This is a genomic window from Bowmanella yangjiangensis (genome assembly GCF_017255015.1).
Lineage (GTDB): Bacteria > Pseudomonadota > Gammaproteobacteria > Enterobacterales > Alteromonadaceae > Bowmanella > Bowmanella yangjiangensis.
Genome location: NZ_JAFKCS010000419.1, coordinates 1 through 677, shown reverse-complemented (window position 1 = coordinate 677; position 677 = coordinate 1). Strand labels below are relative to the sequence as shown.

Genomic DNA, 677 nt, shown 5'->3' with positions numbered 1-677 from the left:
TGGCCAGCAGACCGCCCGGCTTGAGCCGCTGCGCGATCTGGCGGAAGAAGCGCGTGCGTGCCTGCGGCTCCAGCAAGAATTGCGAGACCAGGAAGCAGGTCGCGCCGTCATGCTGCGGCTCATCCGCCAGCGTGTCGAGATAGCCCGCATGAAACTCGCAACGCTGCACAAAGCCCTCGCGCTGCGCACGCTGGCGACAGACATCGAGCATCGCCTCGGAAGGGTCCAGCGCAGTGAACCGCCAGCCAGGAAAGCGCGCGGCCAGGTGGCCGATCTCCGCACCGGTACCCGCGCCCACGCAGAGCACCCGCGCATCGGCCGGCAGCTCGGCGAACAGCGCATCGAGCAGCAGATAGAGCGCCTCGCGAATCGGCGCCATCCCGGCCCATTGCTGGTCATAGCCAGCCGCCTGTTGATCGAACAACGCCCTGAGTTCCTCGTCGCGCATGGCAAACCCTCCGTTTGGCCTGATGAATGATCGCGCTCACACCTTCCAGTATCCCAGAGCTGTCAAGCCCCCATGGCCACGCGCCTTGGCGGCAGTCGTATGCAGCTGTGGCAAGGCAGCAAGACCGCTCAGCAGTGGATTCTCGGGCACTTTGCCGGCGTTTGCTGGGACTAACTGGCATGCCTCCGCTGAACGAAACCAAGATGCGCAACCCGACCTTCGAACAGAA

Annotated in this window: 1 protein-coding gene; it reads right to left on the bottom strand. The window is 64.7% G+C overall.

Features of this window, described 5'->3' with window-relative positions; all coding sequences use genetic code 11:
• The coding region (locus J0A65_RS24910) for a class I SAM-dependent methyltransferase (protein WP_206596917.1) at positions 1-448 on the bottom strand (448 nt) is incomplete at its 3' end.
• Positions 449-677 lie beyond the last annotated feature (229 nt).